Below are 25,074 nucleotides of genomic sequence, written 5' to 3' on the forward strand. Positions count from 1 at the left end.
CCGGCTGGAAAAATGTTTGGCGAAAATAGCGGTTTTGGCCCGCCGCACAACCGAATTTGGGGTCGCTGCCCAGCGATTCAAAGTTTCTTCTTCAACGATTGAAGCTTTTCGTACAGCGGTCCGCGCTTTTCATCCTCATCGGCAACGGCCACGTCCAACTGAACGCCAGCCTTGCGCGGGTAGGGATTTATTCCCAGCGCGAAGAATTCCTCGGCGAGCTGGCCGACGTCGATCGTGTCGCCGGTAAAGAGTTCAGGCCCGTCCTCCCCCTCGGGTTCAAGAACGATCTCTCCATCCGCACCGGTGCGCGGCACGGCCAGCGGCGACCCTTCTGGCAGGAACAGCGCCGCGACATCCTCGTCGATGCGCTCCGCAACCGGCTCAAGCGTGACGATGCAGGACTGGACGATGTCGGCGCGCACCCGGCCGGTGACGCGCACGCCGCCCTTCTTCCAGCCGACGACGTCGAGATCGGCCTTGAAGCGCTCGACCCCGCGGAGGCCATGCTCACGCGCCAGCGCCTCGCGCTGGGCTGCGTCGGCTCCCACCTCCACCGCCATGCCTTTCTTGGGCAGGCGCGACACCTGAACGAGGAGCGAGACGGGACTGACCGGCTTTTCGTTCACGTCCGCACCTCCCCTTGCGCGTCGGGAAAACTGATACGTCCGGACAGCAGATCCGATTCCGGCAGCGTCGCAAGATGCGCCAGCGCACGCCTCGCATAGGCCGCCACTTGGGCGCCGTGCGGCCAGTCACCGCGACCGGGAAACACGTTTCGTGCCAGCGCCGCGGCGAACGCAGCATCGTCGTCGGCCGCCACCGCCCCGCGATAGGCTTCGGCGCGGCCATAGAACATGCGGGCAAGCTTCTTCATCCGCTTGGGCACACCAACATCGCCAATCCCAAGTTCGCGCAACGAGTGCTCGACATCCTTGAAGAACTCGTCGGTGATGTCCTGCGCGACGTCCGACAGCGCCGCGGACGCGCCACGCACGCGTTCGAGAAACAGGAACATGTGCAGCGACATCATCTCGAACCGGCCAAGCGGGGTATCGGGCACGTCCCATTGCGCATAAAAGACAGGCTGCCGCGCGGATGCCACGATTTCACCGTAGAGGGCTTCGATGACCGCGAGGTTGGGGCGACGGCCAAAATTCATGAGTGACTTGAACATGCCGTACGCTTCCGAGGCTCTGTTTCCAATTGCGGCGTGGTTGCATCGCCACGCAAGCTGGTTTACCGCTTTTGCCGCCCGGTGCAAGCGGCGCGGGGGAAGAGATTGATCATGGAGTTGCTTGTGCAATCGCGCGTTTTTAAGGCAGGAGCCGTGTTTCCGGCACGCATGGCGCTGGTCGCCGCAGGAACGGCTTTGCTGCTTGCCGGGTGCAATGCCGGCGAAGCGCTGAGGGCCAGTGAGACGATTTCGCATGGCTATGTCGTCGATGAAGAGACGATCGCCATGGTGCCGGTCGGATCGAGCCGCGAGCAGGTGCTGCTGGCGCTTGGCAGCCCGTCAACGACGGCGACGTTTGGCAACGAAGTGCTCTATTATGTCTCGCAGACGCGCAAGCGCAGTTTCGCCTTCTCACGGCCTCAGGTCGTCAGCCAGTCGGTGCTGGCAGTCTATCTCGGCGAGGACGGACGCGTGACCAACCTGGCCAATTACGGCCTGCAGGACGGCAAGGTGTTCGACTTCATCTCGCGCACGACGCCCACGGGCGGTGCGGAAGAATCGTTCATCGGTCAGTTGATCACCGGCGTTGCCGGCGGCACGAGCGCACCAAGCTTCCCGGGCATCTGACCGCGAAAACATCGGCTACGAAAACAAAGAGGCCGCGGCGAACGCCGCGGCCTCTTTCGTTTGAACGTGGCGTGGCTCAGTGCGCGAGCACGGCCAGCAACAAGAGCGCCATGATGTTGGTGATCTTGATCGCCGGGTTGACGGCGGGGCCGGCGGTGTCCTTGTAGGGATCACCCACCGTATCGCCCGTTACCGACGCCTTGTGCGCCTCCGACCCCTTGAGGTGCTTGACGCCGTCCTTGTCGACGAAGCCGTCCTCGAACGACTTCTTGGCGTTGTCCCAGGCACCGCCGCCTGAGGTCATCGAAATGGCGACGAAGAGCCCGTTGACGATCACGCCCAAGAGCGAGGCGCCAAGTGCCGCGAAGGCGGAAGCCTTGGAGCCGGAGATCAGCAGCACGCCGAAATAAACGACGAGCGGCGCCAGCACCGGCAGCAGCGACGGAATGATCATCTCCTTGATCGCCGCCTTGGTCAGCAGGTCGACGGCCCGTGCATAGTCGGGCTTCGACGTGCCGGCCATGATGCCCGGATCAGCGCGGAACTGGCGACGCACTTCCTCGACGATCGAGCCTGCGGCACGGCCAACGGCAGTCATCGCGATGCCGCCGAACAGATATGGAATCAGGCCACCGAAGATCAGGCCAGCGACCACGTAAGGGTTCGACAGCGAGAACGATACGTTCTCCATGCCGGCGAAGTACGGATACTGGTCGCTGTTGGCGATGAAATACTCCAGATCGTAGGAGTAGGCCGCAAACAGGACCAGCGCGCCGAGACCGGCCGAGCCGATCGCGTAGCCCTTGGTGACCGCCTTGGTGGTGTTGCCAACCGCGTCGAGCGCGTCGGTGGAGTGACGCACTTCCGGCGGAAGGCCGGACATCTCGGCGATGCCACCGGCATTGTCGGTGACAGGGCCAAAGGCGTCCAGTGCCACGATCATGCCGGCAAGGCCGAGCATTGTCGTCACCGCGATGGCGGTGCCGAACAGGCCGGCAAGCTGGAAGGTCGCGATGATGCCGCCGACGATCACGATCGCCGGGAGCGCCGTTGATTCCAGCGAGACGGCGAGGCCCTGGATGACGTTGGTGCCGTGGCCGGTTACCGAGGCCTGGGCGATCGAGTTGACCGGGCGCTTGTTGGTGCCGGTGTAGTACTCGGTGATCACCACGATCAGACCCGTCACGACGAGGCCGATGAGGCCGCAGATGAACAGGTTGGTGCCGTTCAGCACCTCGCCATTGGCAAGCGTCAGGTCACCCCAGCCGATGGTCAGCGAGTTGGCGGCGCCGACTCCGACGATCGTCAACAGGCCGGTTACGATGAGTCCCTTGTAGAGGGCGCCCATGATGGAGCCGTTGGCTCCGAGCTTGACGAAGAAGGTACCGATGATCGAGGTGATGATGCAGGTGCCGCAGATGACAAGCGGGTAGAGCATCACCGAGGACAGAATCTCGGTGCCGGCGAAGAAGATGGCAGCGAGGACCATGGTGGCGACAACGGTGACAGCGTAGGTTTCAAAAAGGTCGGCTGCCATGCCTGCGCAGTCGCCGACATTGTCACCGACGTTGTCGGCGATGGTGGCCGGGTTGCGCGGGTCATCCTCCGGAATACCCGCCTCGACCTTGCCGACCAGATCGCCGCCGACGTCCGCACCCTTGGTGAAGATGCCGCCGCCGAGGCGCGCGAAAATCGAAATCAGCGATGCGCCGAAGCCGAGCGCGACCAGAGCGTCGATGACGGCACGGTCGCTCGGGGCGTGGCCCATCGGTCCGATCAGGACCCAGTAATAGACGGACACGCCCAGCAGCGCGAGGCCGGCGACCAGCATGCCGGTGATGGCGCCTGCCTTGAAGGCGACGTCGAGGCCTGCCGCAAGACTGTTGGAGGCGGCCTGTGCGGTACGCACGTTGGCGCGCACCGAGACGTGCATCCCGATATACCCCGCAGCCCCCGACAGCACGGCGCCGATCAGGAAGCCGAACGCGGCGGCGGCGGAGAGAAGCCACCACGCCAGGATGAAGACGATGACGCCGACGATGGCGATGGTTGTGTATTGGCGGTTCAGATAGGCCTGCGCGCCCTCCCGGATCGCGCCGGCGATTTCCTGCATGCGCGCATTGCCCTGGTCGGCCGCCAGGACCGACTGCGTCGCCCACACTGCGTAGACGATGGACAAGACGCCGCAGAACATGACGACATAAAGCATTGTCATTTCACGGATTTCCTCGATTGGTGGCCCGAAAGACCCCTCCCCGGACCGGTTTGAACGGAGCAGAATCCAGTCGGCCTCCACCCTTCGGGCGCAGCTTGCTGTCCGGTATTCCTAACGTCAAGGTTCCATTGGGAATTTTGCCCGGCTTTCGCAGCCGGGCGCGAGGTCGCCGCTCAGCGCGTCTTGACGCGGACCTCGATCATGCTGCTGCCGCCCGACGTGTTCTTGCGGCGAACTTCTACCGGCTTGAGGCTCTCCATCAGGGCACTGAGCTTCTTGAAGCCGTGATTGCGCGGGTCGAAATCCGGCCGGCGCTTGTTGAGGATCTGCCCCACCTCGCCCAGATGCGACCAGCCCTCGTCGCCGGAAAGATCATCGATCGCCGCGAGAATGTCGTCCACCGGAAGGCGCGTCGGATCAGCCTTCACCTCGCCGGCGGCAGGATCGCTGGCCTTTGGCGACGTGGTGTCCTGGGCCTCCGGCTTCTTCTCCTCCTGCATCAGCAGGTCGCAATAGAAAAAGCGGTCGCAGGAGCGCACATAAGCCACCGTGGCCTTCTGCTCGCCGAAGCCGTAAACGGCGACCCCGTCCTCGCGGATGCGGCTGGCGAGCGTCGTGAAGTCGCTGTCGCTCGAGGCGATGCAGAAGCCCTCGATCTGGCCCCGATGCAACAGGTCCATCGCCTCGATGGCGAGTTTCATGTCGGTCGCGTTCTTGCCGGTCGCCGCCGGCGGGATGTGGACGGGCGTCAGAGCGTAATCGTGCACCAGTGGTTGCCAGGCATTCATGGCGGAACTGGCGAAGTGCCCGTAGACGCGCTTCACGGTCACGGTCCCGAGCGCCGAGGCCTCCCGGATGATGATCGGCAGGAAACTGGCGCGGACATTGTCGGCGTCGATCAGAAGCGCCAACCGCGCGCGCGGCGTCGTCAGGGAACCTTCAGGCATCGTCAAATCCTCTCGCAAGCAGCGTAGATGGTTTCGACCGGCAAGGCGATCGGGCCTAGTGGACGGCGGCGACCCGCTCATGCCGCGTCAGAACATAGAGGCCACCCAGCCCGACGAGACACAGCCCGACCACCGGGAAGACGATCCAGTTGAGCATTTCCCAGCCCCAGTGGTTATAGACCACGCCGGCCATGAAGGACGCGACCGCCACGGAGCCGAACAGCACGAAATCGTGGAAGCCCTGCACCTTGCCCTTCTCGGAATTGCGATAGGCGTCGGCGACCATGGCCGTCGAACCGATGAAACCGAAATTCCAGCCGAGCCCGAGAAGGATGAGCGCGGTCCAGAACTGCCACAGGGCAATGCCTGACAGCGCGACGATGGCGCATCCGATGAGCAGCAGCAGACCCGTCGCGACGATCTTCTCGCGCCCGAAGCGGGCGATCAGGCGACCGGTGAAGAAGCTTGGACCGAACATTGCCATCACGTGCCAGGAAATGCCCAGCGCCGCTTCGTCAGGTGAAAAGCCGCAGCCGACCATGGCAAGCGGCGCGCCGGTCATCACCAGGCTCATCAGCGCGTAGGTGCCGACGGCGCACAGCAGGCCGACCGCGAAGATCGGCTGCCGGACAATCTCGGCCAATGGCCGCGCGGGCTCGTCCGCTCCGGCAGACGTTTGACTGCCGCTGGTCCGCGTTCGCAGGAAGGCGAGGATCACCGCGCCGACCGCGGCGAGCGCGATGACCGAGACGAATGAGCCGGCGAACATTACCGGCGCCAGCATCTCCCGTGTGAAGATCACGACCTGCGGCCCCAGGATGGCGGTGACGATGCCGCCCGCGAGCACGAAGGAGATCGCCCTTGCCTTGAAGGCCGGCGGCGCGTTGTCGGCAGCCGCAAAACGGAATTGCTGGACGAAGGCGCCGCCCAGGCCGATGGCGAGCAGGCCGAGCGCGAACAGCCAGAAGGAAAATTCGTAGAGGCCGAGCGTGGCGATCGCGCCGCCGAGCGCGGTGATGCCGGTGCCGGTCATGAAGCCGCCGCGCTGTCCCATGCCCTTGATGATCGTGGCCGCGGGGATCGCACCGATCGCCACACCCACGGTGTAGGCGGTAACCGGGACGGTCGCGAGGGACTTGTCGTCACCCAGAAGGTAGAAACCGGCAAGGCCGCCGATCGAGATCGAGATGGGTGCGGCCGAGCCGATGATCGCCTGCGAGGCGGCCAGGATCAGCGCGGTGCGCCGCGCGCCGGCATCCTGCGCTGCGTTCATGTCCCGGGGTCCCTGCCCCTGCCCTCGCCGCGCACGCGACGGGCGACCCTGTCGAGCACAGCGTTGACGAGCTTGGGTTCGTCCTCGGAGTAGAATGCGTTGGCGATGTCGACATATTCCGACACGATTACGGCGACCGGCACGTCTGAGCGGTTCATCAGTTCGTAGACGCCAGCGCGCAGGATGGCGCGCAGCGTCGAATCGAGCCGCGACAGCGGCCAGTCTTCCGTCAGCGACTGGCGGATCACCGGGTCGACGGTCTTCTGGTTCTCGACGACGCCCGCGAGGATCGCGCGGAACCACTGCGCGTCCGCTTCGCGGTATTGCGCTCCGTCGACTTCCTTGCCGAGCCTGAACTGTTCGTATTCCGCGGTAATCTCGAGAATGCCGCTTCCCGCCACGTCCATCTGGTAAAGCGCCTGCACGGCAGCCAGACGCGCGGCGCCCCGCTTGTTGGCCTGGCGCGGCTGGTTCGGCTTGGCTGGGTCGGGGTTGGAGGTCAATGTCACGCTCCGAGGCGTTTGCGCAGGTCAATCATGGTGAGGGCGGCGCGGGCCGCGAAGCCACCCTTGTCGCCTTCCTCACGCCGGGCGCGCGCCCATGCCTGCGCCTCGTTCTCGACCGTGAGTATGCCGTTGCCGATGGCCAGCGACTCCGCGACGGAAAGCTCCATTAGTGCGCGGCACGATTCATTGGCAACGATGTCGAAATGATAGGTCTCGCCGCGAATGACGCAGCCGAGCGCGACGAAGCCGTCATAGTCTGCTCCATCCAAAGCGAAGGAGATTGCCGCCGGCACTTCCAGCGCACCGGGAACGGTCACCACCTCGTAGCGCGCGCCGGCCTCGTCGAGCGCCGCCTTGGCGCCGGCCAGCAGCGCATCGGACAGGTCGTCGTAAAAGCGCGCCTCGACGATGAGAATCTTGAGGGGATCTGTGCTTGGCATGATGGTCTCCGGCAATCGCGGCTGACTTAGGCCGAAGATCAGGCCTTAGCAAGCCGTTCCTTGAAATTGACGGGTCCGTGGTGCTCGGCTCAGAGCCCCTGCGCGGCGGCTTCGCTGAGCCGCGCCGCGTAGCGCGCCATCGTATCGATCTCCAGATTGACGAAATCGCCAACCATGCGGTCCGCCCATGTCGTCACCGACAGCGAGTGGTGGATCAGGAGCACGTCGAAGCGCGTCCTGTCGACGCGATTGACCGTCAGCGACGTTCCGTCGAGCGCCACCGAGCCCTTCGGGGCGATGAATTTCGCGAGAGCGGCGGGCGCCTCCAGCGTGAAGCGCACGGCGTCGCCCTCGTCCCTGCGCTCGACGAGCTCCGCCATGCCGTCGACATGGCCCGAAACGATATGTCCACCCAACTCGTCGCCGACTTTCAGCGCACGCTCAAGATTGATGCGCGTGCCCGGCTGCCAGCGCGCGGCAGTCGTCAGGCGCAGCGCCTCCTCCCACGCCTCGACTTCGAACCAGCGCTGGTTCGACCCCTGCTCCGGCAAGCCGACGACGGTGAGGCAGACGCCGCTGCAGGCGATGGATGCGCCGATGTCGATGGTGGCGGGATCATACGCCGTGTCGATGCGCAGCCGGACGCCTTCCGGCAGCGGCGACGCGGCGGCGATGGTCCCTATGTCGGTGACGATCCCGGTGAACATCAGCGCTTCCTAACGTATTCGAAACAACGATCATCGCCGAAGCTGTCCTGGCGAACCAACGCGAAGCCCGACGGCATCGGCCCTGGAAGAAGCGGCGAGCGGACGCCCCGTTCGCCGATCTCGGCAGAGCCGACAAACAGCACGATACGGTCGACGAGGTCTTCGTCGAGAAAATGGCTTGCGGTGAGCGCGCCGCCTTCCACCATGACGGTTGCGATGCCGCGCGCAGCCAGATCCTCCAACAGTTCAGGCAGAGCGATCTTGTCTTCGTGCGCCTCGACGGCGAGAAATCCGATGCCCTTTTCAGCCAGCACGCCGCGCCGGTCGGCGCTGCCGCCGCCGGCGAGCAGGACCGGTGTCTGGCGCGCGCTCGAAGCGAGCTTCGACGATAGCGGCAGGCGCAACGAGCGGTCGATCACGATGCGGACCGGCGATCGGCCCTCCAGGCCCGGCAAACGGCACGTCAGTTCCGGATCGTCATTGAGCGCGGTTCCGATACCGATGAGGATCGCGTCGGCTTCCGCACGCATGAGGTGGACCTGCCGGCGCGAAACGGCACCGGTGATGGCCACCTGCCCGTCGCCCTGACGACCGATCATGCCATCGGGCGAAACAGCAAGTTTCAGAGTCACTTCGGGACGCTTGCTGAGCGATCGATTAAGGTATCCGGCCAGCACCTCGCCTGCAGGCGCATCCAGCACGCCCTCCACCACGTCGATGCCGGCGGCACGCAGGATGGCGTAGCCCTTGCCGGCGACGCGCGGGTCCGGGTCGCTGGCGGCACCCACGACACGCGCGACACCTGCTGCTACGAGTGCGTTGGCGCAAGGCGGCGTGCGGCCATGATGGGCACAGGGCTCCAGCGTGACATAGGCGGTGGCGCCGTGCGCCAGATCTCCGGCTTCCGCCAGCGCCTGGGTCTCGGCATGCGGCCTGCCGCCGACGGCGGTCACCCCGCGTCCGACGATGACGCCGTCGCGCACGATCAGCGTACCGACCGAGGGATTGGTTCCGGTCAGCCCAAGATGGCGGCGCGACAGCCTGATCGCGGCGGCCATGAAGCGGCGGTCGGTCTCGCCCTGCCGGGCTTCCTCGCGCGCTTCCGCCATCGACCGCTACTCCTCGTCCTCGTCGCCCCGCAACTCGCCGAGCACTTCGTGGAAATCCTTGGCCTCGCGAAAATTGCGATAGACCGAGGCGAAGCGCACATAGGCAACGTCATCTATGGCTTTCAAGGCCTCCATGACGAGACGCCCGATCTCGCCGGAGACGATCTCGGATTCGCCGGAGTTTTCGAGCTGCCGCTGGATGCCGGTGACGGCGCGGTCGATGCGTTCGGGGTCGACATTGCGCTTGCGCACGGCCGTTTCGAGAGAGCGGGCGAGCTTGTCGCGGTCGAAAGGGACCTTGCGGCCGGATTTCTTGACCACGACGAGATCACGCAACTGCACGCGCTCGAATGTCGTGAAGCGCCCGCCGCAATCCGGGCAGACGCGGCGGCGGCGGATCGCCGCCCCGTCTTCGGCGGGGCGGGAATCCTTAACCTGCGTGTCTTCGGACTGGCAATACGGGCAGCGCATGGCTCTCTTCTATCTGGTGTCCGGCGAATCGATCCCGCCAGAGGCTTAGCCCAGATATGGGTAGAGCGGAAAGCGCTGGCAAAGGCCCTCGACCTTGGCGCGCACCGCAGCCTCGACCGAAGCGTTGCCCTCGTCTAAATTCGCTGCCTTCAGACCATCGAGCACCTCGGAAATGAGCGCCCCGATTTCGCGGAACTCCGCTTCGCCGAACCCACGCGTTGTACCGGCCGGTGTTCCAAGACGGACGCCCGAGGTGACGAAGGGCTTTTCCGGATCGAAGGGGATGCCGTTCTTGTTGCAGGTGATGTGGGCGCGCCCAAGGGCTGCCTCCGCGCGTTTGCCGGTGGCGTTCTTCGGCCTCAGGTCGACCAGCATCAGATGGTTGTCAGTGCCGCCTGAAACGATATCCAGGCCGGTCTCCTGAAGGCTGGACGCCAGCGCCTTGGCGTTGGTGACGACAGAACGCGCATAGCCCTGGAACTCCGGCTTGAGCGCCTCGCCGAAAGCGACGGCCTTGGCCGCGATGACGTGCATCAGGGGACCGCCCTGCAAGCCCGGGAAGACGGCCGAGTTGATCTTCTTGGCGATCGCCTCGTCATTGCACAGGATCATGCCCCCGCGTGGCCCGCGCAGCGACTTGTGCGTCGTGGTGGTGACCACATGCGCATGCGGGATCGGCGAGGGATGCTGCCCACCGGCCACGAGACCTGCGATGTGGGCCATGTCGACCATCAGCCAGGCGCCGACCGCATCGGCGATCTCACGGAAACGCTTCCAGTCCCAAGTGCGGGAATAGGCAGTGCCGCCTGCCAGGATGAGCTTGGGCTTGGTCTCGTGCGCCTGCTTCTCGATGGCATCCATGTCGAGCAGGTGGTCGTCCTCGCGGACACCGTAGGAGACCACGTTGAACCACTTGCCGCTCATGTTGACGGGCGAACCGTGTGTCAGGTGGCCGCCGGAGTTCAAGTCGAGGCCCATGAAGGTGTCGCCCGGCTGCAGCAGCGCCAGGAACACCGCCTGGTTCATCTGGCTGCCGGAATTCGGCTGCACGTTGGCAAAGTTGCACGAAAACAGCTTCTTGGCGCGCTCGATCGCCAGCTCCTCGGCGATGTCGACAAACTGGCAGCCGCCGTAATAGCGCTTTCCCGGATAGCCCTCGGCATATTTGTTGGTCATGATCGAGCCCTGTGCCTCGAGTACGGCACGCGACACGATGTTCTCCGAAGCGATCAGCTCGATCTCGTCACACTGGCGGCCGAGTTCCTTTCGGATCGCGTCGAAAATCTCCGGATCGCGCGATTCGAGAGGCTCGGTGAAGAAGGCGGAGGCGGAGGCCGACGCTTCGATGTCAAGGGCCATGGGATCAGTCCTTCGATATGCCTGAAAGCAGGAAAAGTCGTCGGCGCATTAACACACTTCCCCCATGCCTGCCATGTCCGCGGAGCGAATTTTGATCGCCGCTTTGCGCCGTAGCAATGCAAAAGGCCGCCCTGGGGCGGCCTTTCGAGAAGATTGCGATACGAGACGTCAGAGGGTGGAGATCTGCAGCTCGTCGACGCCGTCGCGGCCGTAGATGTCGTCGCGGAAATGCGCCACGCCATCGCCCGTCGCCCAGGCGGAGATATAGGTGAAGTAGACCGGCACCGGGTTGGAAAGCTGGACCGGCACGTCGGCATCGTTCTGGATCGTCTGCTCGAAGCGGCGACGGTCCCAGCCCTCGGTGTCGCGCAGCAGCCAGGTGACGAGATCGCGGACGTTCTGGACACGCACGCAGCCTGAAGAATGGAAGCGCTCGATGCCGTTGAACAGGCTCTGCTGTGGCGTATCGTGCATGTAGACGGCATGTGGATTCGGGAAATTGATCTTCACCGACGCCATGGCGTTGATGCGGCCCGGATCCTGGCGGAACCGCAGCTTTGCCGCTTCCTCCGTCGACCAGTCGATGGTCATCGGGTCGACCTCGGTTCCGTCGCCGGCGAGGATACGGATGCTGTTTTCAGCGAGATAGTTCGGATTCTTGCGCATCAGCGGAATGATGTCGCGGCGAACGATCGACTCCGGCGCGTTCCAGTACGGATTGACGATGATCTCGTGGATCTTGGAATTGAGGATCGGCGTCTGGCGATCGATCTTGCCGACCACCGCGGCATGGCGCGACACGACGCGGTCGCCCTCGACCGCCTCGATCTGGGCGGCGGGAATGTTGACCATGACGTAGCGGTCGCCCAGGAAACCGGACATGGAGCGCAGGCGCACCAGGTTGGTCTCGAGCTGGCCGAGACGTACGGGTGCGGTCACGTTCATGGCCGCGAAGGTGAAGCGGCCGGTCACACCATCGGCCGGCAGGCCGTGGCGCGTCTGGAAGCGTTTGACGGCGGCATCGACATAGGTGTCGAAAGCCTGAGAAATGCCGGCGCGTTCCGACAGGTCGCCCGAATACATCAGCCGGCGGCGGAGGTGCTCCACGTCGGGATCGACGACGCCCAGACGGAGCGCCTTTTCTCCCGGCACCATGGGCCAGCCGCCGCGCGCGACGATGTCCTGGTACTGGAGAAGGGTCTGCTCGATGTGACTGACCGTGGCCGGGCTGAAGATCGGCTCGGTCGACACGACCTTGCCATCCTGAGTCGATGCACGCGCGTCGAACTGGTCATCCCACAGGCCACGCTGTGAGGACGACAGAATCTCGTCGATCGCGGTCTGGGCATAGGCGGTCTGCGACAGAGCGGTTGCCGCGAGCGCGCCGGTACCGGTGAGGAATGTACGGCGAGATGTCTTCATCAAAGGTCCCGAACTGGTCTTGAGTGTCGCGGCACGGGCCGCGAATGACTTCGGCCATTATGATGTCCGGGATGGTTAAGATTCACCGAACATAAAGGTTGCCGCCATCGTAACGAACGAGGCGTCCCTTTCGCTCCCATTCCAATATGGCAGCATCGTGGCCGATGCACGTCAAGATGTCGTGACTCTCCGAAAGCGGGTTGCGGGATCGTCTCCGCAACCCGAAGAGGAGACCAGTATTCTTCCGTTACATCCGGTAGGCGATCGTGTCGTTCCAGAAGCGGTCGAGGCGCTGGAGTGCCCGGTTCATCTGCTGGAATTCTTCGGAATTGATGCCGCCGACCTGCTCGATCGAACCCACGTGACGCTCGTAGAGGCGACCGACGACTTCGGCGATCTCCTGGCCCTTCGGGGTCAGGCTGACACGCACCGAGCGGCGGTCGACACGCGAGCGCTGGTGGTTGATGAAGCCGAGATCGACCAGCTTCTTGAGATTGTAGGACACGTTCGAACCGAGGTAGTAACCGCGCGAGCGCAGTTCACCGGCCGTCAGTTCGGCAGAGCCGATATTGAACAGCAGCAGCGCCTGGATAGAATTGATGTCGCTGCGGCCGTTGCGGTCGAACTCGTCCTTGATCACGTCGAGCAGGCGACGGTGCAGCCGCTCCACAAGTTGAAGAGATTCGAGGTAAAGGGAACGGATCGCATCTTTGCGGTCGTCATGGTTTTCAGCGGGCTTCGCCGCCTGTCGCGAAGTCATCATGGTCTTGCCTCTCGTTTAACGCCCGGTGATCTTGTTTTTGTTCTCACCTTGGCCCGACCTTATCGAATGCACATAAAATTCGACTTAAACCGCAGGCTTAACAGCAGCTTACCACGGCGGGTCTGCAAAAGAGGCTAAATAGAGGGTTAAGGCGCCTCCTTTCGCGCGCGCAGGAAGAAAACGAGGCGGAAAACGCAATAGAGTAGCGCCACGCCGGCGTGCGACACCACAACCTGCAGCCCGGAGCCGAAGAGTTCGGGAAACCCGAGATACATCGCGGTTTCGATCGCGGCGCAGATGAACCAGATCACCGGCCCCCAGGATGCGAGCATCCACAGGCCGCTGGCCGCGAAGGGGAAAAGCACGGCAAGGCTGACGGAAGCGATTTGCCAATGCACCGGCATCAGGTCGAAGCGCCAGGACGTGCCTTCATAAAGACCGATGAGGCGAACCCAGTACAGAACGCCGAACAGCAGGCTGTAGACGGCCACCACGCGATGAAACCACTGATAAATCAGTTCGAGCGTCGTCGCTCGCAAAGGCGGGCGTTCGAAAGCCTCGTGCATGGAAGGCGGAAACTCTCCTCGATACGATTCGCAAAGCATAGTTTCGCCGGGCCGATACGCAAAGGCGCAAAGGCGCTCTGCCTGCGACATCGTCGACCATGGCGGTGGGCTGCCGGGCTTTGTCGCGGGCCCGGGCGCGTGCTAGAAGGCCCTCGCGCACGGAGATACCGATGAACAGGATGCACACCGCCCGCTTCACCCCGTCGAGAAACGTCGACGAGATCACTGGCTCGCGCCGCCTGAGGCGCATGCGCAGGGCCGACTGGTCACGCCGGCTGGTGCAGGAAAACCGACTGACGGTCGACGACCTGATCTGGCCGATATTCCTTGCCGAGGGCGAAAACCGCCGCGAGGCGGTAGCGGCCATGCCGGGCGTGTTCCGCCTGTCCGTCGATCTGGCGGTCAAGGAAGCCGAACGGGCGGCGAGACTCGGCATTCCTGCATTGGCGACGTTCCCCAATGTCGACATGGCGCTGCGCGACGCGGCAGGCTCCGAAATCCTCAACCCTGAAAATCTCATCAATCGTGCAACGCGCGCGATCAAGGCGGCGGTGCCGGAAATCGGCGTCATCACCGACGGCGCGCTCGATCCGTTCACCGACCACGGCCATGACGGCATCCTGCGCAACGGCGTGATCGTCAATGACGAGACGGTGGCGACCGTGGCAGCGGCCGCCGTGTTCCAGGCACAAGCGGGCGCGGATATCGTCGCCCCCTCGGACATGATGGACGGACGTATCGGCGCGGTGCGCGACGCGCTGGACGCCGCCGGCTACCAGGATGTCGCCATCATGTCCTACGCGACCAAGTTCGCGTCGGCCTTCTATGGCCCGTATCGCGAGGCGATCGGCACGCAGGGCCTGCTGAAGGGCGACAAGAAGACCTATTATCTCGACCACGCCAACTCCGACGAGGCGATGCGCGAAATCGAGCAGGATCTGGCCGAGGGCGCCGACATGATCATGGTCAAGCCCGGCCTGCCCTATCTCGACATCATCCGCCGGGCCAAGGATGAATTCGCGATGCCGACCTTCGCCTACCAGGTGTCCGGTGAGTACGCGATGATCGAGGCCGCCGCCGCCAATGGCTGGATCGACGGCGAGAAGGCGATGCTGGAAAGCCTGATGGCGTTCAAGCGGGCGGGCTGCGACGGCATCCTGACCTATTTCGCGCCGCGCGTCGCCGAGATGCTGCGCGGCTGACGCGCTGCCTTAGCGACGCCCCATGCGGTTCCATGCGTCGAGGCCGGCGATCTTGTAGGCTTCGGCCAGGGTCGGATAGTTGAAGGCATTCTCGACGAAGAAGTCGACCGTGCCGCCGAGGTTGATGACGGCCTGGCCGATGTGGATGAGTTCCGTGGCGCCTTCGCCGACGATGTGGGCGCCGAGCAGCCGGCGTGTCTCCTGCGAGAAGATGAGTTTCAGGAAGCCTGCATGCACGCCCATGATGTGGCCGCGAGACGTCTCGCGGAAGCGTCCGACGCCACACTCATAGGCAACGCCGCTCTTGCGAACCTCCTCCTCCGACTGGCCGACGGTGGAAATCTCCGGCACCGCGTAGATGCCATAGGGAAAGGTCTCGGGTGGCGGCGGCAGCGGTACGCCGAAGGCATGGCATGCGGCCACCCTGCCCTGCTCCATCGACGTCGATGCGAGAGACGGAAAGCCAATGACGTCGCCGCAAGCGTAGATGTGCGAAACCGAGGTCTGGAACGTCTCGGCGTCGACCTTGATGCGGCCGCGCGCGTCGACGGCGATGCCGACGGTGTCCAGCCCCAGGCCTTCGACATTGCCGACGCGGCCGGCGGCGTAAAGCAGCATGTCGGACCGCACGGTACGGCCGTCTGTCAACGTGACTTCCGGGCCGGTGGCGCCCATTTCGACCGTCTGCACGGCACTGCCGAGCCTGACCGTGACGCCACGGTCGCGAAGCTGGTGGATGAAGTCGTCAACGAGTTCGCGGTCGACGAAATCGAGGATGCGCTCGCGCGGCTCGATCAGCGTCACCGGCACGTCGAGCGCGGAGAAGATGGTGGCATATTCGACGCCGATCACGCCGCCGCCGATGACGGTGAGCGTTCGCGGCAGGCGGTCCATTTCCAGCACTTCGTCGCTGTCGAGCACGCGCGCGCCGTCGAACGGCACTGTGGCGGGACGATAGGGACGCGTTCCCACCGAAATCATCGCGTGGTCGAACGTCACTTCGTTGATCTCGCCGGTGTCGGCGGTGAGCCGCACACGATTGGCGTCGATGAAGTGGGCGGTCGCACGGGCGTGGCGCACGCCGTTGCGCATGAACTGATGCTGCAGCACCTCCACCTCGTGGTCGAGCGTCTTGTGCAGCCGCTGGATCAGGTCATGGGAGGAGATGTCCTGCTTGACGCGATAGCCGCGCCCGTAGAAGCCGCGCTCGCGCCAGCCCGACAGGTTGAGAACCGTCTCGCGCAGGGTCTTGGACGGTATCGTGCCGGTGTGAACGGAAACCCCGCCCAGATTGCGCCCCTTGTCGGCCACGAGCACCGTATGACCCAGCTTGGCGGCCTGGACGGCGGCGCGCCTGCCCGACGGACCGCTGCCGATGACCAGCATCTCGAAATGTTCCATGCTTCCCCAACCTCGCGGCATCCCCATGCTGCGCCGCACAATAGCACACATAGACCCGAAACCCTTTCAATCCGTTGAACGTCCGTTTCGTCACCGACGGATCGTGGCGGCGGAGCGCCAAATCTTGAAATCGCAGCACCAAACCCCACCTAAACTGGCGTAATGAGGGAAAGAATGATGGACACACGCACTCTCGACGGCGAAATCATCACGTCGCATCTCGACGACATGCGCGCCTATGAAGGCGTGCGGACACGCCGCGTGATGGCGTTCGTGATCGACTACGTGACGATTGCGCTGTTGCTGATTCCCTTCGCGATCCTCGTTTTCTTCCTCGGCCTGCTGACGCTCGGCCTTGGCTGGATGCTTTTCTCCGTATTGGGGCCCGCCGTCGCACTCGCCTATGTGTGGAACACGATGGGCGGCCCGAACCAGGCAACGATCGGCATGAAGATGATGGGCATCCGGCTGGAACGTCTCGACGGCCGCCCCATCGATGGTTTGCTGGCCGTGGTGCATACGGTGCTTTTCTGGGCCGGAAACGTACTCCTGACGCCGCTGATACTTCTTGCCAGCCTGTTCCTCGATCGCAAGCGCACTGCCCACGACCTGCTGCTCGGCACCGTGGTCACGCGCGACGACATCCGTTGAACGGTGAAGGACATCCGCCACGGACACCTTCTTTCAATATTTTGATGTTGACGTTATCGTCCGGCGTGGCAAGCGTATGAGCTTGAATCGCAGCAACGGTCCATGACGCACCATTCGACACAATCGCCGCAATTCTTCCTCACTGCGCCATCGCCATGTCCCTATGTCGAGGGCCAGTTCGAACGGAAGGTCTTCACGCATCTCGTTGGAGACCGCGCGCCTGAACTGAACGACCTGCTGACGCAGGGCGGTTTCCGGCGCTCGCAGAACATCGCCTACCGTCCCGCGTGCGAGCACTGCCGCGCCTGTGTGTCAGTGCGCCTGCTGGTCAACGAGTTCGAACCGTCGAAGAACATGCGGCGGGTGATTGCGCGCAACAGCGACCTGGTCGGCACGGCCTACAGCGCCGAGCCGTCTTCGGAACAGTATTCGCTCTTCCGCACCTATCTCGATTCGCGCCACAAGCGCGGCGGCATGTCGGACATGACGGTTCTCGACTATGCGATGATGGTGGAAGACACCCATGTCGACACCAAGATCATCGAATACCGCAAGCGCGGACCCGACAGCTTCATCACCGGCAAAGGCGAAGGCGAACTGATCGCCGCCGCCCTCACCGACCGCATGGGCGACGGGCTGTCGATGGTCTATTCGTTCTTCGATCCCGAGATGGAAGATCGGTCGCTCGGCACCTTCATGATCCTCGACCATATCGCGCGGGCGCGGGCGGCAGGACTGCCCCATGTCTATCTCGGCTATTGGGTCAACGGCTCGCGCAAGATGGCCTATAAGGTGCGCTTCGAGCCGCAGGAGCATCTCGGCCCGAAGGGCTGGGAACGATACGTGCCTGCCAAGGGCTGACCGCCGGTTCCCGCCGAACCCGAAGCCAGCGTGGCCATCCATCCATGACCGTTCCACTTACTGACCATTCTAAAGGCCTGCTGCTGACCGCGATCGGCGGGCTCGCCCTGACCGCCGACATTCCGCTGATCAAGCTTGCCGGCGGCGACGTCTGGTCGATCCTGCTGCTGCGCGGGATTTCGACGCTGGCTGCAGCCCTGCTGCTGTGGGTCGTATGGCGTGCCGTTGCCCGCAATGCGCCGCCGCTGATACCCGGCAGGGCCGGTCTTGCCGTCGCCGGGCTCTACGGGATCACGTCGCTGTGCTTCATCAGCGCCGTCTTTTACACCTCGACCGCCAATCTGGTGTTCATCGTCGCATTCAGCACCGTATTCGCGATGGCATTTTCGTGGCTGTTTCTCGGGGAACGACCGAGACCCCAGACCCTTGCGGCGATGGCCATGATGATCGTCGCCATCGCCATCATCGTCCAGGACGGGCTCACTTCAAACGGATGGTTCGGCGATCTGTTGGCTCTGGGTGCCGCGGTTTGCGTTGCCGCTGCAATCGTGGTGTCGCGCGCCAGCGGTCGCGACATGGGCTTCACGCCGCTGGTGGCAGTGATCCTGCCGATGGCCATCGGCGGCGCGATGGTCTACGCCAACGGCCTCAACGTCGACGCACCATGGTGGATCATCCTCGACGGCTTCGTCGTGATCCCTATAGCGTTCTTCCTGCTCGCCACCGGTCCGAGATACATTTCCGGGCCGGAAGTGGCGATGTTCTATCTGCTGGAAACCGTGCTGGCACCGATATGGGTGTGGCTGATCTTCGCGGAGGTGCCGAGCACGCAGAGCCTCATCGGCGGGGCACTGCTGGTCGCAACGCTGCTCGCCCACTCGCTGTGGCAGATCAGCCAGGGGCGCCGACGCCGCGCCGCCGCGGTGGTGCGCCACGCGCCGTGATCACTCGGCCGCGTCCCTGCCCTGCCCGGCATCGTCCGGTGCGTTCGGATCGCCGGGCGCGCTCTCGGCGTCGAGATCCGGGAACACGACGATGCGTTTGCCGTGGAAATCGGTGCGCACGACGAGCAGTCCGCGCTCCTCGAAATAGGTGAGCAAGCGGCGCGCGCGTGACGGCGAGTGCGTCCCATAGGCGCGCGCCAGCGCGGCGTCCGAAGGGCACGGCTCGCCGGCAAGCGCTGCACGCGCGACGATGAGGAAGACGCCCTGGATGTCGTCGGTAAGCGTCTCCGACATCGCCAGCGCCTGGTGCCAGGAATCGTCGTCGGCCATGTGCTCGTCCGCGCCGGCGCGTGCGATCGCGAGCCTTCGCTTGAAAGCCGCAAGGTCCGGCGCGCTGCCCGGTACGCGATGGATCCGGCAACGGACCAGGAAATCCTGATAAAGCACCGCCACCGAACGAAACGACGCGTCGGGATCTGCAACGATCTCACGCATCACGCTATCGAGTGCTGCCTCGCGCTCGACCTCGTCGATCTCCGGAAACAGCGTCGTTGGTTCGGCGGCAGCGGGGTCCGGCCGCGCCTTGACGAGTTGCGCCAGAATGTCGGCGGTTGGTGTGGGCGGCGGAGGCGCCTGCCTGCGAACGGACTGACGAAGTTCGGCCGGGTCGACCTTGAAGATCAATTCGGCCGCATCCTCGGACGTCGTTTCCGGCAGCGGCATCAGCTTCGGGCTGACGGAGCGCGCCGACGTCTCGACCGGACCGATGGCGACCGGCAGCGGACGGCGGGCGATCGCCGGGCCGAGGGCTACGAAGCGGCCACGATCGAGGTCGCGGAACTGCTCGGCCTGACGGCGATCCATGCCGAGGAGATCGGCGGCACGCGCCATGTCGATGTCAAGGAATGTGCGGCCCATAAGAAAGTTGGACGCTTCGGCGGCAACGTTCTTGGCAAGTTTCGCGAGGCGTTGCGTGGCGATCACGCCGGCGAGCCCGCGCTTGCGACCCCGGCACATCAGGTTCGTCATCGCCCCAAGCGATAGTTTCCGCGCCTCGTCCGACACCTCTCCGGCAGCGGCGGGCGCAAAGAGCTGCGCCTCGTCGACAACGACAAGAACGGGATACCAGTGGTCGCGCTCCGCATCGAACATGCCGCCGAGAAAGGCGGCGGCGGCGCGCATCTGCTGCTCGACGTCGAGCCCCTCGAGATTGAGCACGACGGAGACACGATGCTGGCGGATGCGGCCGGCAATGCGGGTCAGTTCGGCCTCGGTGCGCGCGGCATCGACGACGACATGGCCGAACCTGTCGGCCAGGGTGACGAAATCACCTTCTGGATCGATGACACATTGCTGCACCCAGGGGGCCGATTGCTCGAGCAGGCGACGCAGAAGATGCGACTTTCCGGACCCCGAATTGCCCTGCACCAGCAGGCGCGTGGCAAGCAGTTCCTCGAGATCGACGGTCGCGGCTGCGCCGCCGGCGCCCGTTCCCAGATCGATGCCGACTTTCATTGATGCCTCGGTGCGTATTGCATTGCAGCAGGCATAGCACACCGCGCATGGGATGCGCGGCGCCAACGACGCAATTCACAAGAGAGAGCGCTGGGAGCGCATGGCGCGCGTGACCAAGGCGAGGCCAAACACGAGTGCGATGACCGCAAGGCCGGCCCTCGGGGCGATCGGCCGCCAATCGAAGTCGCGCGCGAGATAGGCACTGGCAGGCGCGTGGGGGTCATAAGAGACAGGAACCGCGCGGCCGGTAAGCCGGGCGAAGTCGAGGCGGCGATAGAGCGTGGGCAGACGGCGGTCATCGACAGCGGCGCGATCTGAATAACTCGCGGCGACACCATCATATGTCGCCCCTCCGACACTATATTGGTAGCTCACCCCGAGGACGAGCTCGGCACCGACAGTGTTGCCCGTCGCGGCGAAAGGGCGTTCCTCGTGCAACGAGACCGAGAGCACCGTTGCATCCGTTGTCGGCCAGTGGCGCGTCTGGACGTCAACCAGCACCTGCTTCCATGGCAGGTCGGAAAGGATCGTCGCGCCGAGACCGGCGATGGCGAGCCCGATAAGTGCGAAGAGCGCGGCGACCCCATGCTTCCACGCGGTCGGTGCGTGCCTTCTCCCGGCTCCCTCGAAGCCCAGCGTGCTCATTGTGTCGGCCCCCGCCGATTGAAATCTTTACCCGGGGAAGAGATTAGCCGACGCGCATTGCAGAACGGGCAAGGAAAGCGTTCAAATTGTATCGATCATGCCGATCAGCGTGCCGGCGCAAGCTTGCGCTGCTTGCGCCAGCGCATGACACGCGGCCGCAGGGGCCGGTAGAGCACAAGCAGGACCGCCAGCGTCATGTAGATGAAAGGCTCGGCGGTGATGACCTTGACCGACATGGCGAAGTGCAGCGCGCCGCCGAGCACGATGACGTAGACCAGCTTGTGAAGCTTGCTCCATCGCGGGCCGAGCCTGCGGATCGAAAAGGAATTCGAGGTTGCCGCGAGCGGAATCAGCATCACGAGGCAGGCCATGCCGATGGTGATGAACGGTCGCTTGGCGATGTCCTGGACGATCGCGGACATGTTCAGGCTCTGGTCGAGGATCATGTAGGTGAGGAAGTGCATCACCACATACCAGAACGCCAGCAGGCCGAGCGCCCGGCGGAAGCGGATCAGATTGACGCCCGCGAGATCGCGCAACGGCGTCACGGCCAGCGTGGCGATCAGGAAACGCAGCGCCCAGATGCCGAGGATGTGCTCGAACTCCTTGACGGAATTCCCCGGTATCTGGCCGGTCGCGCCGAGGTAGAAATACCAGACCGCCGGCACGAAGCCGACGGCGTACAGCAACCAGACGCTACCCGAGCGCCACAACTTCGAGGGGGCGGCGGCCATGATCAGTAATTGGCCGTCAGATCCATGCCGTCGTAAAGGCTCGCGACCTGTTCGGCATAGCCATTGAACGGCAGCGTTTCGCGGCGACCAGATTTGAAGAAACCGCCCTCGCCTTCGCCGATGCGGATCTCGGTCGCCTGGCTCCAGCGCGGGTGGTCGACGGCCGGATTGACGTTGGCATAGAAGCCGTATTCGCTCGGCTGCATCGTCGACCAGCTCGTCGGCGGCTGTTGCTCGACCAGCGAGATACGGACGATCGACTTGATTCCCTTGAAGCCGTATTTCCACGGAACGACGAGCCGAACTGGCGCGCCGTTCTGTTTCGGCAAGGTCTCGCCGAACAGGCCCAGCGACAGGATGGTCAGCGGATTTCGCGCTTCATCGAGCCGCAGCCCTTCGACATAGGGCCACGCCATGGGCTGGAAGATACCGCTCTGGCCGGGCATTTCCTCGGGACGCACCACGGTCTCGAAGGCAACGTATTTCGCACTGCCCAGCGGCTCGACCTGGTCGAGCAGGGCCGAAAGCGGAAAGCCGATCCACGGGATGACCATCGACCAGGCTTCCACGCAACGCATGCGATAGATGCGCTCCTCGAGCGGAAACCCGCGCAGCGCGTCAAGGTCGAAGGTGCGCGGCTTGGCGACCATGCCGCCGACCTCAATCGTCCATGGCTCAGGCTGGAAATCGCCGGAGCGTGTGGCCGGATCGGTCTTGCCGGTGCCGAATTCATAGAAATTGTTGTAGTTGGTCACGTCCTCGCGCTTGGTCAGCGCTTCATCCGTGCCGAAAGGGCCGGGATCTGCGGCCAGCGGGGCGGCGAACGCCGGCAGCGCCGCGAAAGCGGGGATCGAGGCGGCAGCGCCCACAAGAAGTGCGCGCCGGTTGAGATATGCCGCCTCAGATGTGATTTCCGAGCCGGGGATCGGCGGAACTCTAAAAACGGCCATCATGCCCTCCTGCCTGTGTTGCCGGGAGCCGAGCAGCCTGCCTGCTCCCTCTCCCTATTTACGTAGGAAGCAAGAGCAGAGTTTCATTCACGGGGAAAGCCGGCCTCCACCACTTTTTGGTGAAGGCCGGCTCACGCGAACTTGCCGGTCCTCGGGAAACCCTTGGGAACCATGCGCCCGGCGCTGGCACGCGCGCCCAGCCATTCGGCCAGTTCCTCGCGGCCGCGGGTGAACGTGCGGTCGGCGGAATCCTGCCAGGAGAGGCCGTTTTCCAGCGTGAAGGTCTTGAGGTCGGAGATGCCGCCATCCTTGTATTTCTGCAGCCTGACGCCCTTGCCGCGCGTCATCTCCGGAATTTCCGTCAGCGGGAACACCAGCAGCTTGCGATTTTCGCCGACGATCGCGACGTGGTCGCCCGAAATCGGCACGCAGAGCCTGGCTTCGTCGGGTGCCTTGACGTTCATCACTTGACGGCCCTTGCGCGTGTTGGCGACGATCTCGGTCTCGGGAATGACGAAGCCGTTGCCCTGGTGAGACGCCAGGAGCAGCCGGCGCGACGGGTCGTGGACGAAGGCGGTGACGATCGCCTGGTCATTCTCCATGTCGACCATGATGCGGATCGGCTCGCCGTGGCCGCGTCCGCCCGGCAGCCTGTCGGCCCCCAGGGTGAAGAATTTGCCACCGGTCGTGAGCACGAGGATCTTGTCGGTGGTCTGGGCGTGGAACGCCATCTTCAGCCCGTCGCCTTCCTTGAAGGTGAGCGTCGAGAAGTCCGACATATGGCCCTTCATGGCGCGCAGCCAGCCCTTGTCGGAGACAACGACCGTCACCGGCTCGCGCTCGATCATCGCATGGGCGATGTGCTGCTCGTCGTGCTCCGGCGCATCGGCGAACTGGGTGCGGCGGCGTCCGAGCTCGGTGTGCGAGCCGAAGCGGTCGCGCAGCTTCTCGACTTCCCAGCGCACCGTCTTCCATTGCTTCGCCTCGGAGGCCAGCAGGGTCTCGATCTGCTCCTTCTCGGCGGTGAGAGCATCGAATTCCTTGCGGATCTCGAATTCCTCGAGCTTGCGCAGGGCGCGCAGCCGCATGTTGAGGATCGACTCGGCCTGCAGGTCGGTCAGCTCCCAGCGCGCCATCATCACCGGCTTGGGCTCGTCCTCCTCACGGATGATGCGGATGACCTCGTCGATGTTGAGGTACGCCACGAGGTAGCCGCCGAGAACCTCCAGCCGGCGATTGATCTCCCCCAGACGATGGCGGGAGCGGCGCACCAGCACTTCCTTGCGGTGCTCGAGCCATTCCTGCAGCACCTGCTTGAGCGACAGGACGCCGGGCACCTTGCCCCGAGACAGGACGTTCATGTTGAGCGGAAAGCGGCTTTCGAGCTCGGTGAGCTTGAACAGCGATTCCATCAGGATGGCGGGATCGACGGTGCGGCTCTTCGGCACGAGAACGAGACGGACGTCTTCGGCGCTTTCGTCGCGGACGTCGTCGAGCAACGGCAGCTTGCGCGCCAGAAGCAGCTCGGCCATCTTCTCGATCAGGCGGGACTTCTGGACCCCATAAGGGATTTCCGTGACGACGATCTGCCAGGTGCCGCGCCCCTGGTCCTCGGTGTTCCATACCGCGCGAACGCGGAACGATCCGCGGCCGGACTTGTAGGCCTCGAGGATCGAGGCAAAGGAATCGACGATGATGCCACCGGTGGGGAAGTCGGGCCCGCGCACCATGTTCTCGTCGGCATCTTCTGCAGGCTCCTGCGTCATCAGGTCTTCGACCGATGCGTCAGGATGATCGATCAGGTGCAGCGCCGCCTTGCAGATCTCGGCGAGGTTGTGCGGCGGCACCGAGGTCGCCATGCCCACGGCGATGCCTGAAGAGCCGTTGGCCAGCAGGTTGGGGAACGCACCGGGAAGGACGACCGGTTCTTCGTCTTCCTCGTTGTAGGTCGGTCGGAAGTCCACGGCATCCTCGGTGATGCCTTCCAGCAGCGCGGTGGCGACCTCCGTCATGCGCGCTTCGGTGTAGCGCATGGCGGCTGCGTTATCGCCGTCGATATTGCCGAAATTGCCCTGCCCGTCGACCAACGGATAGCGGACCGAGAATGACTGGGCCAGGCGCACCAGCGCGTCGTAGATCGACTGGTCGCCATGCGGATGGAACTTGCCCATCACCTCGCCGACGATGCGGGCGCATTTGGCGAAGCCCTGGTCGGGGTTTAGCCGCAAGAGCCGCATGGCGTGCATGATGCGGCGATGGACAGGCTTGAGGCCGTCACGCACATCCGGCAATGCGCGATGCATGATGGTCGACAGCGCATAGGCGAGGTAGCGTTCCTCGAGCGCCTTGCGCAGATCCACCGGCTCGATGTGATCGCCCCCGCCGGAGCCGGGCGGAATAAGGTCTTTTCCCATGGTTTTCGGTTAGCGGAGCCAGTGATTCGGAGCAAGTGCGCAAAACGCGCCAGCAACGGGTCATACCCCGCCAAGCGGTTGCCCTTTGGGCAGAAACACGCCAATCTTCCACCCGAACCAAATACCCAGCGACCCGACCGAGAAACGCGGCGGGAAACCTTTCCGACACCAGAGGAAC

25 protein-coding genes are annotated in these 25,074 nt (G+C 64.1%); 5 read left to right on the forward strand and 20 right to left on the reverse strand.

Annotated elements, in window-relative coordinates; all coding sequences use genetic code 11:
- Positions 1 to 77 precede the first annotated feature (77 nt).
- Complete coding sequence (locus AAFN84_RS15155; RefSeq protein ID WP_347515437.1) at positions 78 to 626, reverse strand: DUF177 domain-containing protein; 549 nt, start codon at positions 624 to 626, stop codon at positions 78 to 80.
- Positions 623 to 1,174 (reverse strand): ubiquinol-cytochrome C chaperone family protein, encoded by a 552-nt coding sequence (locus tag AAFN84_RS15160; protein WP_347515438.1) that lies wholly within the window; start codon positions 1,172 to 1,174, stop codon positions 623 to 625. Before AAFN84_RS15160 ends, AAFN84_RS15155 begins: the two co-directional genes overlap by 4 nt.
- Positions 1,175 to 1,285: 111 nt before the next feature.
- On the opposite strand from AAFN84_RS15160, the gene AAFN84_RS15165 reads away from it, so the two are divergent.
- The gene (locus tag AAFN84_RS15165; protein WP_347515439.1) at positions 1,286 to 1,801 is read left to right on the forward strand and encodes an outer membrane protein assembly factor BamE; all 516 of its coding nucleotides are present in this window, start codon (positions 1,286 to 1,288) and stop codon (positions 1,799 to 1,801) included.
- 76 nt (positions 1,802 to 1,877) lie between these two features.
- Here the strand turns inward: AAFN84_RS15165 and AAFN84_RS15170 are convergent, their stop codons facing one another.
- The 12 genes from AAFN84_RS15170 to AAFN84_RS15225 form a co-directional block, all read right to left on the reverse strand.
- Positions 1,878 to 4,016: a sodium-translocating pyrophosphatase gene (locus AAFN84_RS15170; protein WP_347515440.1), complete on the reverse strand. Its 2,139-nt coding sequence runs from the start codon at positions 4,014 to 4,016 to the stop codon at positions 1,878 to 1,880.
- A 173-nt stretch (positions 4,017 to 4,189) separates the two neighbouring features.
- Positions 4,190 to 4,963, reverse strand: a complete 774-nt coding sequence (locus tag AAFN84_RS15175) for an NYN domain-containing protein (protein ID WP_347515441.1) — start codon at positions 4,961 to 4,963, stop codon at positions 4,190 to 4,192.
- A gap of 55 nt (positions 4,964 to 5,018) precedes the next feature.
- Positions 5,019 to 6,236: an MFS transporter gene (locus AAFN84_RS15180; protein WP_347515442.1), complete on the reverse strand. Its 1,218-nt coding sequence runs from the start codon at positions 6,234 to 6,236 to the stop codon at positions 5,019 to 5,021.
- Entirely contained in the window at positions 6,233 to 6,739 is a 507-nt protein-coding gene (gene nusB, locus AAFN84_RS15185) for a transcription antitermination factor NusB (RefSeq protein ID WP_347515443.1), read from the reverse strand. The genes AAFN84_RS15180 and nusB overlap by 4 nt, the downstream gene beginning before the upstream one ends.
- A gap of 2 nt (positions 6,740 to 6,741) precedes the next feature.
- A complete protein-coding gene (locus AAFN84_RS15190; RefSeq protein WP_347515444.1) occupies positions 6,742 to 7,182 on the reverse strand; it encodes a 6,7-dimethyl-8-ribityllumazine synthase in 441 nt (146 codons plus the stop codon).
- Between the two features lie 89 nt (positions 7,183 to 7,271).
- A complete protein-coding gene (locus AAFN84_RS15195) occupies positions 7,272 to 7,889 on the reverse strand; it encodes a riboflavin synthase (RefSeq protein WP_347515445.1) in 618 nt (205 codons plus the stop codon).
- On the reverse strand, positions 7,889 to 8,998 hold the full coding sequence (ribD, locus tag AAFN84_RS15200; RefSeq protein ID WP_347515446.1) for a bifunctional diaminohydroxyphosphoribosylaminopyrimidine deaminase/5-amino-6-(5-phosphoribosylamino)uracil reductase RibD: 1,110 nt from the start codon (positions 8,996 to 8,998) through the stop codon (positions 7,889 to 7,891). Before ribD ends, AAFN84_RS15195 begins: the two co-directional genes overlap by 1 nt.
- Before the next feature lie 6 nt (positions 8,999 to 9,004).
- A complete protein-coding gene (gene nrdR, locus AAFN84_RS15205; protein WP_347515447.1) occupies positions 9,005 to 9,469 on the reverse strand; it encodes a transcriptional regulator NrdR in 465 nt (154 codons plus the stop codon).
- Between the two features lie 45 nt (positions 9,470 to 9,514).
- Complete coding sequence (gene glyA, locus AAFN84_RS15210; protein WP_347515448.1) at positions 9,515 to 10,828, reverse strand: serine hydroxymethyltransferase; 1,314 nt, start codon at positions 10,826 to 10,828, stop codon at positions 9,515 to 9,517.
- A 168-nt stretch (positions 10,829 to 10,996) separates the two neighbouring features.
- The gene (locus AAFN84_RS15215) at positions 10,997 to 12,250 is read right to left on the reverse strand and encodes a L,D-transpeptidase family protein (RefSeq protein WP_347515449.1); all 1,254 of its coding nucleotides are present in this window, start codon (positions 12,248 to 12,250) and stop codon (positions 10,997 to 10,999) included.
- 247 nt (positions 12,251 to 12,497) lie between these two features.
- Entirely contained in the window at positions 12,498 to 13,013 is a 516-nt protein-coding gene (locus AAFN84_RS15220; RefSeq protein WP_347515450.1) for a MarR family winged helix-turn-helix transcriptional regulator, read from the reverse strand.
- 146 nt (positions 13,014 to 13,159) lie between these two features.
- Positions 13,160 to 13,579, reverse strand: a complete 420-nt coding sequence (locus AAFN84_RS15225) for a DUF6163 family protein (protein WP_347515451.1) — start codon at positions 13,577 to 13,579, stop codon at positions 13,160 to 13,162.
- 170 nt (positions 13,580 to 13,749) lie between these two features.
- On the opposite strand from AAFN84_RS15225, the gene hemB reads away from it, so the two are divergent.
- The gene (hemB, locus tag AAFN84_RS15230; RefSeq protein WP_347515452.1) at positions 13,750 to 14,781 is read left to right on the forward strand and encodes a porphobilinogen synthase; all 1,032 of its coding nucleotides are present in this window, start codon (positions 13,750 to 13,752) and stop codon (positions 14,779 to 14,781) included.
- A gap of 9 nt (positions 14,782 to 14,790) precedes the next feature.
- Here hemB and sthA read toward each other — a convergent pair whose 3' ends face one another.
- Positions 14,791 to 16,182: a Si-specific NAD(P)(+) transhydrogenase gene (sthA, locus tag AAFN84_RS15235; RefSeq protein ID WP_347515453.1), complete on the reverse strand. Its 1,392-nt coding sequence runs from the start codon at positions 16,180 to 16,182 to the stop codon at positions 14,791 to 14,793.
- Between the two features lie 177 nt (positions 16,183 to 16,359).
- Between sthA and AAFN84_RS15240 the strand changes: the two genes are divergently transcribed.
- From AAFN84_RS15240 to AAFN84_RS15250, 3 genes are all read left to right on the forward strand, one after another.
- The gene (locus AAFN84_RS15240; protein ID WP_347515454.1) at positions 16,360 to 16,833 is read left to right on the forward strand and encodes an RDD family protein; all 474 of its coding nucleotides are present in this window, start codon (positions 16,360 to 16,362) and stop codon (positions 16,831 to 16,833) included.
- Between the two features lie 102 nt (positions 16,834 to 16,935).
- A complete protein-coding gene (locus AAFN84_RS15245; RefSeq protein ID WP_347515455.1) occupies positions 16,936 to 17,694 on the forward strand; it encodes an arginyltransferase in 759 nt (252 codons plus the stop codon).
- A gap of 44 nt (positions 17,695 to 17,738) precedes the next feature.
- The gene (locus AAFN84_RS15250; RefSeq protein ID WP_347515456.1) at positions 17,739 to 18,638 is read left to right on the forward strand and encodes a DMT family transporter; all 900 of its coding nucleotides are present in this window, start codon (positions 17,739 to 17,741) and stop codon (positions 18,636 to 18,638) included.
- Here AAFN84_RS15250 and AAFN84_RS15255 read toward each other — a convergent pair whose 3' ends face one another.
- From AAFN84_RS15255 to parC, 5 genes are all read right to left on the reverse strand, one after another.
- Complete coding sequence (locus tag AAFN84_RS15255; protein ID WP_347515457.1) at positions 18,639 to 20,153, reverse strand: ATP-binding protein; 1,515 nt, start codon at positions 20,151 to 20,153, stop codon at positions 18,639 to 18,641.
- Between the two features lie 75 nt (positions 20,154 to 20,228).
- Positions 20,229 to 20,798 carry a DUF3592 domain-containing protein gene (locus AAFN84_RS15260; protein ID WP_347515458.1) on the reverse strand — a complete coding sequence of 190 codons (570 nt, stop codon included), beginning with the start codon at positions 20,796 to 20,798 and terminating at the stop codon, positions 20,229 to 20,231.
- 104 nt (positions 20,799 to 20,902) lie between these two features.
- The gene (gene msrQ, locus AAFN84_RS15265; protein WP_347515459.1) at positions 20,903 to 21,532 is read right to left on the reverse strand and encodes a protein-methionine-sulfoxide reductase heme-binding subunit MsrQ; all 630 of its coding nucleotides are present in this window, start codon (positions 21,530 to 21,532) and stop codon (positions 20,903 to 20,905) included.
- Positions 21,533 to 21,534: 2 nt separating this feature from the next.
- Positions 21,535 to 22,482 carry a protein-methionine-sulfoxide reductase catalytic subunit MsrP gene (gene msrP / locus AAFN84_RS15270; protein WP_347515460.1) on the reverse strand — a complete coding sequence of 316 codons (948 nt, stop codon included), beginning with the start codon at positions 22,480 to 22,482 and terminating at the stop codon, positions 21,535 to 21,537.
- A gap of 131 nt (positions 22,483 to 22,613) precedes the next feature.
- On the reverse strand, positions 22,614 to 24,896 hold the full coding sequence (gene parC / locus AAFN84_RS15275; protein WP_347515461.1) for a DNA topoisomerase IV subunit A: 2,283 nt from the start codon (positions 24,894 to 24,896) through the stop codon (positions 22,614 to 22,616).
- Between the last annotated feature and the right edge of the window lie 178 nt (positions 24,897 to 25,074).

Source organism: Mesorhizobium sp. CAU 1741 (assembly GCF_039839275.1).
In the GTDB taxonomy this organism is placed as follows: domain Bacteria; phylum Pseudomonadota; class Alphaproteobacteria; order Rhizobiales; family Rhizobiaceae; genus Aerobium.